The organism is Enterobacter sp. CFEC122 (assembly GCF_052983755.1).
The window spans coordinates 1-6,217 of the sequence record NZ_JBRIQR010000081.1 but is presented as its reverse complement, the minus strand read 5'-3'; the positions used below and the strand labels follow the sequence as shown (position 1 = coordinate 6,217).

The 6,217-nt window shown below is 47.4% G+C and carries 5 protein-coding genes and 2 pseudogenes; 3 read left to right on the top strand and 4 right to left on the bottom strand.

The window, feature by feature from the left end; genetic code table 11:
- Positions 1 to 201, bottom strand: a 201-nt coding sequence (locus tag ACVCAM_RS25780; protein WP_447093737.1) for an IS1 family transposase, incomplete at its 3' end; no start/stop codon positions are given.
- A 217-nt stretch (positions 202 to 418) separates the two neighbouring features.
- Between ACVCAM_RS25780 and ACVCAM_RS25775 the strand changes: the two genes are divergently transcribed.
- Entirely contained in the window at positions 419 to 1,648 is a 1,230-nt protein-coding gene (locus tag ACVCAM_RS25775) for an EAL and HDOD domain-containing protein (RefSeq protein ID WP_044597283.1), read from the top strand.
- Positions 1,649 to 1,895: 247 nt separating this feature from the next.
- Here ACVCAM_RS25775 and ACVCAM_RS25770 read toward each other — a convergent pair.
- Positions 1,896 to 1,991: pseudogene (locus ACVCAM_RS25770) on the bottom strand (IS1 family transposase); the annotation flags it as partial.
- Between the two features lie 138 nt (positions 1,992 to 2,129).
- Here ACVCAM_RS25770 and ACVCAM_RS25765 point away from each other — a divergent pair.
- Together ACVCAM_RS25765 and ACVCAM_RS25760 are read left to right on the top strand one after the other, a co-directional pair.
- Complete coding sequence (locus tag ACVCAM_RS25765; protein WP_045269684.1) at positions 2,130 to 2,441, top strand: hypothetical protein; 312 nt, start codon at positions 2,130 to 2,132, stop codon at positions 2,439 to 2,441.
- Between the two features lie 378 nt (positions 2,442 to 2,819).
- The gene (locus tag ACVCAM_RS25760) at positions 2,820 to 3,308 is read left to right on the top strand and encodes a hypothetical protein (protein ID WP_045269685.1); all 489 of its coding nucleotides are present in this window, start codon (positions 2,820 to 2,822) and stop codon (positions 3,306 to 3,308) included.
- Between the two features lie 400 nt (positions 3,309 to 3,708).
- Here the strand turns inward: ACVCAM_RS25760 and ACVCAM_RS25755 are convergent, their stop codons facing one another.
- On the bottom strand, positions 3,709 to 5,196 hold the full coding sequence (locus ACVCAM_RS25755) for a methyl-accepting chemotaxis protein (RefSeq protein WP_062857183.1): 1,488 nt from the start codon (positions 5,194 to 5,196) through the stop codon (positions 3,709 to 3,711).
- 270 nt (positions 5,197 to 5,466) lie between these two features.
- Positions 5,467 to 6,132, bottom strand: a pseudogene (gene istB / locus ACVCAM_RS25750) (IS21-like element ISSen3 family helper ATPase IstB); the annotation flags it as partial.
- Positions 6,133 to 6,217 lie beyond the last annotated feature (85 nt).

The following is a 6,217-nucleotide window of genomic DNA, read 5'->3' as shown; positions in this document are numbered from 1 at the left end:
GCGACATCCGACGCCATTCATGGCCATATCAATGATTTTCTGGTGCGTACCGGGCTGAGAGGCGGTGTAAGTGAACTGTAGTTGCCATGTTTTACGGCAATGAGAGCAGAGATAGCGCTGATGTCCTGCAGTGCTTTTGCCGTTACGCACCACGCCTTCAGTAGCGGAGCAGGAAGGACATCTGAAGGAAATGGAAGCCACGCAAGCACCTTAAAATCACCATCATACACTAAATCAGTAAGTTGGCAGCATTACCCCAGTGATGAATCCTATTGGTCGGGAATGGTGATGTCGCATCTTCCCGGTTTCTTTGTGCCCCGAGTTGTGCTCCAGATCAAACTAATCGCCAGTTTTGCATGTTATAAGCATAGAAAGGTTAAATTTCAAAAAATTATAATGCTGACCTGGAGACCTGAATATGTATTCATTTATTGCGCGACAGCCTATTTTTGACAGGAAAATGCAGACCGTCGCATATGAATTGCTTTTCAGGGTCGGAATGAAGAATTCTTTTCCCGATGTTTCGCCTGAATATGCAACTTCCAGGATGATTTCCGACCAGTTTTTATGCATTCCGATTCCCCGCATCGCTGACAATCACAGCTCATTTATCAATGTTCCGCACCGGATGATAATCAGCGGGCTTGGCGATACCTTGCCGAATGATAAAGTGGTTATAGAGATCCTTGAGGATGCCATTCCTGATGACGAGCTTTTCCTGGCGGTCAGGGAACTTCACGACAATGGCTATCAGCTGGCACTTGATGATTTCACGCTGGACAGCGCCTGGGACCGGTTTATGAGATATATTTCGGTCATTAAATTTGATGTTCGGGAAAAAACTTACCATGAGATTGATCGCTATCTCACCGAGAAAAAGCACTTGCTTCACGGCATAAAATTTCTGGCTGAAAAAGTTGAAACAAGAGAAGAGTTTGAGCTTTACAGCCAGGCCGGATTTGTTCTTTTTCAGGGGTTTTTCTTCAGCAGACCGGAGATCATCCGAAACAAATGCCTTTCTCAGAATCCGATGGCGCTTTCCAGCCTGATGATGGAAGTTAACAGGGAAAGCCCGGACTTTACCGTGCTTGAGCGATTACTGAAAAATGACCTGACTTTATCATATAAAATAATGCGTTATGTAAAAAACATGCTGTTCAAATCACACGGTATTACTCCGTCAGGGGAACTTACTCTGAAAGAAATGCTGATGTATCTGGGGTATAACGAAATCCGCCGTTTTGTTTCGGTGGCTGCTCTTTCCAGCATCGGGGTTTCGGGTGTCAGCGAACTTTATCATCTGAGTATGGTTCGTGGAAAATTTTGTGAATTAATTGCCGGGAAATTAAACCTCGCTTCATTATCCTATAACGCGTTTGTTTGTGGTTTGTTTTCTTTGCTGGATGTTATTCTCGAGCAGCCCATGGATGATTTAATTCAACAGATATCGGTTCCCGGAAATGTCGCCGATGCTCTTTGCCTGCATAAAGGCGAGCTTTTTGACATACTTAATCTTTCTTTGTGTTATGAGAAGCTTAGCTGGGAAGAGACAGCTGAAATATGCAGAACACTGAATATCTCTGAGTTCTCTGTTATAGAAACAATGCAGAAAGCCACTAAATGGGCTGATGAGCTCGCTGTATGTTAGCTATTTGACTCATATGGTTAAAGATTTATTTTTCTGTATCGTTTTAGATTAAAGAAATCCTGACAAAAGTCGTTATATCAGCCATCCCAACAGAACGAGACAATACTATTATGACGTGGAAAACCACACAGGGGCGGGTTACCCTCCTTCTTATCAGCTTTTTCGTTGTTTTAATTATGGTTACTTATTTCGTTATCAAAATATTTGTTTCTCCGAAAATCATTGATACCGAGGTAATGACTCCAACTTACTGATAGTGTTTTATGTTCAGATAATGCCCGATGACCTTGTCATGCAGCTCCACCGATTTTGAGAACGACAGTGACTTCCGTCCTGATGTAGCCCCCGACAGCAACGGGAGCCTGTCGTTCCCGTTTTGTCAGCCATAACCTTCCGGCATGGTGTTCGCACTGTGCCGGTTTTTTTACAGGCGGCAGAGATAATGAGTGAAATAAATCCCCGTCAGGCCAGATATGCAGACATGTATGCGAGACTGACCGACCAGATGCAGTCTGTCCGGATCATCCTTGAACAGATGGAAGGACACGAGTACGCCGCAATCAGCACCTACATGAATAACATGGAGGCGATTGCCCGCTTTTACGAGGTGGCCGGAGGAAGCCTCAGTGAACCAGACTTCCTGAACTATCTGAAACAAAAAGACCTTAATCTGTTTGTTGAAATTCTCGCTGTGGGGCGAGCCGTTTCTCTGATGAAAAACCTTCTGGTGAATATAAGACGTATCCTTGAAACGGACAGCGGACTGAGCCGACAGGGAACCATGCCGGAATAAGTCAGCTCAGAAAGCGGCGGCTGTATCACAGTCAGTTTTTTCATGACTTAACAAAAATAAGAGCATTTAGGTATGTGTTTCAGGCGATAGATTCAGAAAAAATAGTATAGGCTGGAAACAAATAAAATCAGCTAGATTGATTCGCCGCTCCATCCCCGTGAGAGCGGCATTTTTTATGCCTGAAAGCTCTGGAGACCAATGTTCACTGGCACAACACCAGGCCGGAGAACCCGTGCAGTTAAAACTACCAGACTGTGTAGATTTATATGAAATACGGAACAGGTTACAGTAATGACTAACCATACATTATCCTCTCCATATGGATAATATATTCACAATAAACCTCAGAAATTTAATAAAGGTAAGGGAGACTAAAAGATGATAGCCCGATTTTTTATTCGCTGCGTGGATTATCTTAAAAATGACATAACCCGATATATAAGTGTCTTTTTCATTTTAGGGTTTGTTTTTTCTTATACAGCATACAAAACCGGGGGGGAACCAGCGTTAAAAATCATAGTCGACTCGTTTGTTAGTACCGATCCACTATTTTTGACTTTTTTAAAGGCAGCATACATCGCAGGATTACTGGTCATAATAGTTACCGGCTTTATCAGTAAGGCAGGCTGCCGTTATTACAGGAAATTAATTAACTGCATCTTCTCTGTAGCTGAAGAAATGGTGGCTTTATATGAAAACATAGCACTATTGCTCGCAGGGTTCTGCCTTACAGGCATGTTACTGGGGCCACAAAAATCACTTCCGGGAATTGTATTCATGCAAATTATGATTTTCTTTACTCTTTTTTATGCCTTCAATTTTTGCGTCAGAAGCGAAGTAAAATTCATTATGCATAAACGAACATAATATACCGAATTATCCGTTCAGTATCGGACCTGTAAAAACGCTGCCCCTAACCAGATGCGTTTCGTTTTCACTCAGGCAGCCAGTGATGATGAACGTAAACGGCAAACCAGTTACCCGGTTGATGCCCCTGCATCAGCAGGACACGCCCGTGTTAATCATTCAGGGCATTTCCAGGCACCACTTCATCGGCAATAGCTGAATGCAGGCCATCCCCGCTGCCAGTAGGCCGGTAGCTGTGGGCGAAACCCACAGATACCGGTGTGCCACATAACCGGCTTCCCGTAACACGTCAGCAAAGGCCAGAACCATACAGTCTGCACCGTATGCGGATTCACGAAGGGTTAGAAACGATTTCCCGCAAAATCTCTCCCTGACCTCCCAACTATATCCGGGCGTTGCGTCACGGTTCCTGCCCGTCCCGGAGTCTGAACGCATTAACCAGTGAAGACAGTGTGTCGGCCTGCTCAGACATTGCCCTTGCCGCACTGGCTGACTGTTCAACAAGCGCAGCATTCTGCTGGGTGGAGGTATCTATCTGTCCGATCGCCTGATTAATCTGGCGTACTCCGCCACTTTGTTCTGTTGCAGCCTGAGCAATTTCCACGATTATCTGGGCGATCTGCCCGGCGTTCACCGACATCTCCTGCATGACTTCACCGGCCCGGTCAATCAGGTCACGGCCAGACTGGGCCTGTTCCACTGATTCATCGATCAGCCCCTTGATATCTTTGGCCGCCGTGGCACTCTTCTTCGCCAGACTACGAACTTCGGCTGCTACAACCGCAAATCCCCGTCCGGATTCACCGGCACGCGCTGCCTCAACGGCCGCATTCAGTGCCAGGATGTTGGTCTGGAAGGCGATGGATTCAATGACGTTAATAATATCCGCCATTCTCTGGGAGGACTGGTGAATGCCTTCCATCTGACGGGTAGTGGCCTGCATCATTTCTGTATTACGCTTAACAATACTGCCCCCTTCCTGTACAAGGGTCTGTGCCTGACGGGCGTTTTCTGCCGTATTTTCTATAGTGGCCGTCAGTTGCTCCAGTGCAGACGCCGTCTCAACGAGTGCACTGGCCTGTTCTTCAGTACGGGAAGAGAGATCCTGGTTTCCGGCCGCTATCTGGGAAGATGCCGTTGACACCGAAGAGGAACTGTCGCGAACCTGGCTGAGCATGCGGCTGATATTAATACTTGTAGCTTTCAGCCCGGACAGCAGACGTCCTGTTTCATCTTCCGGATAACGTTCACGGAACGCGGTTGTCATATCTCCGTTGCCGGCAGCCTCTATCCCCTTCATGGCCTCATCCAGCGGGCGGGTGATACTGCGGGTAATGATGATCATGATGCCAATCCCCGCGATAATGGCCAGCAGCGCCACAATGGAAAAGATAATATTGTCACGAACCAGACTGGCAGCCAGGCGCTCCATTTCATCATTCAGGACGACGTTAATGTCATCCATCATGGGTTTCAGCTGGTCTGACAGGCCATTCAGGGAAGCAGCACTTCCGCCCTTTGATACAGCCTCGTCATGAGCGGAAAAATATTTTTGCTGCTGAAGTACTACCTTTTCCCAGAGCTGTTGCCCCTCCCCCAGATCTTCTGGTGAGACTGTGTTCTGCATGGCGGTAATGGAATCCTGAAGTTCCTTATATTTTTTCTGATACGCGGCAGCATCGTTATCAGCGAGAAATTCCTTACCGGCATCGATAATGGCCAAATTGATATCATATAACTCATTCACCGTTGCCGTACGCGCCATGGAGCCTTTTATCATGGCGTAGTTATACTGGTTAACCAGAAACAGCCCAACTATAAATACCAGCAGTGCGCCAAACCCCAGCGACAGTTTTCTGGCGACAGAAAGATCCCTGAAAATTCCCATAAAATCTGTATTCCTCACTCTGTAATCGTTTAAAAAGGCATGCATCCTTCATAACCATCAGTTTACGGCCGGCACTTATTTCCTGCCGGGCATCCTTCACCGGGAGTAGTTATGAAAATGTGAATATATTATCGGCATGACAGGAGTAAACTTGATGGTATTTCCCGTTAAAGTGATGTAGCCCCCTGAAACACCAGACAGTAGTGTCAACGACGGGTAAAAAGTGATCCACTTACAACTCCACCGACGGTCTAATATTGATCCACCGTTTTACTCAGGATTAGCTTCAGCGATAACCCCGGCCTTTCGTTTCTGTTTCAGTCGATAGCTCTCTCCTTTTATTTGAACAACGTGTGAGTGGTGTAAGATCCGGTCCAGCATCGCGGATGTCAGCGCCGCATCACCGGCGAACGTCTGATCCCACTGCCCGAACGGCAGGTTAGAGGTCAGGATCATCGCGCTCTTTTCATAACGCTTGGCGATGACCTGGAAGAACAGCTTTGCCTCTTCCTGGCTGAACGGCAGATAGCCTATTTCATCGATGATGAGCAGCTTTGGCGCCATCACGCCACGGTGAAGCGTTGTTTTATAGCGCCCCTGGCGTTGTGCCGTGGACAGCTGAAGCAACAGGTCTGCCGCCGTAGTGAAGCGAACCTTGATACCCGCCCGTACCGCTTCGTAGCCCATGGCTATTGCCAGATGCGTTTTCCCCACGCCGGATGGCCCCAGCAACACGATATTTTCGTTGCGCTCTATGAAGCTCAGTGAACGCAACGACTGGATTTGCTTCTGTGGGGCACCGGTGGCGAAGGTGAAGTCATACTCCTCGAACGTTTTCACTGCCGGGAAGGCCGCCATCCGGGTATACATCGCCTGTTTACGCTGATGCCGGGCCAGTTTTTCCTCATGAAGCAGATGCTCCAGGAAGTCCATATAGCCATGGTCAGCCGGACCATGGGCGTGTCGCGTGCGCAACTGTCACTGCGGATTAACCGTTCTGCCGACTGGCAGGACAGGCGCT

What these genes read in the sequence shown, in the direction of transcription:
- ACVCAM_RS25775 (WP_044597283.1), top strand. Translation starts at nt 419, where the DNA reads ATGTATTCATTTATTGCGCGACAGCCTATTTTTGACAGGAAAATGCAG.
- ACVCAM_RS25765 (WP_045269684.1), top strand. Translation starts at nt 2,130, where the DNA reads ATGTATGCGAGACTGACCGACCAGATGCAGTCTGTCCGGATCATCCTT.
- ACVCAM_RS25760 (WP_045269685.1), top strand. Translation starts at nt 2,820, where the DNA reads ATGATAGCCCGATTTTTTATTCGCTGCGTGGATTATCTTAAAAATGAC.
- ACVCAM_RS25755 (WP_062857183.1), bottom strand. Translation starts at nt 5,196, where the DNA reads ATGGGAATTTTCAGGGATCTTTCTGTCGCCAGAAAACTGTCGCTGGGG.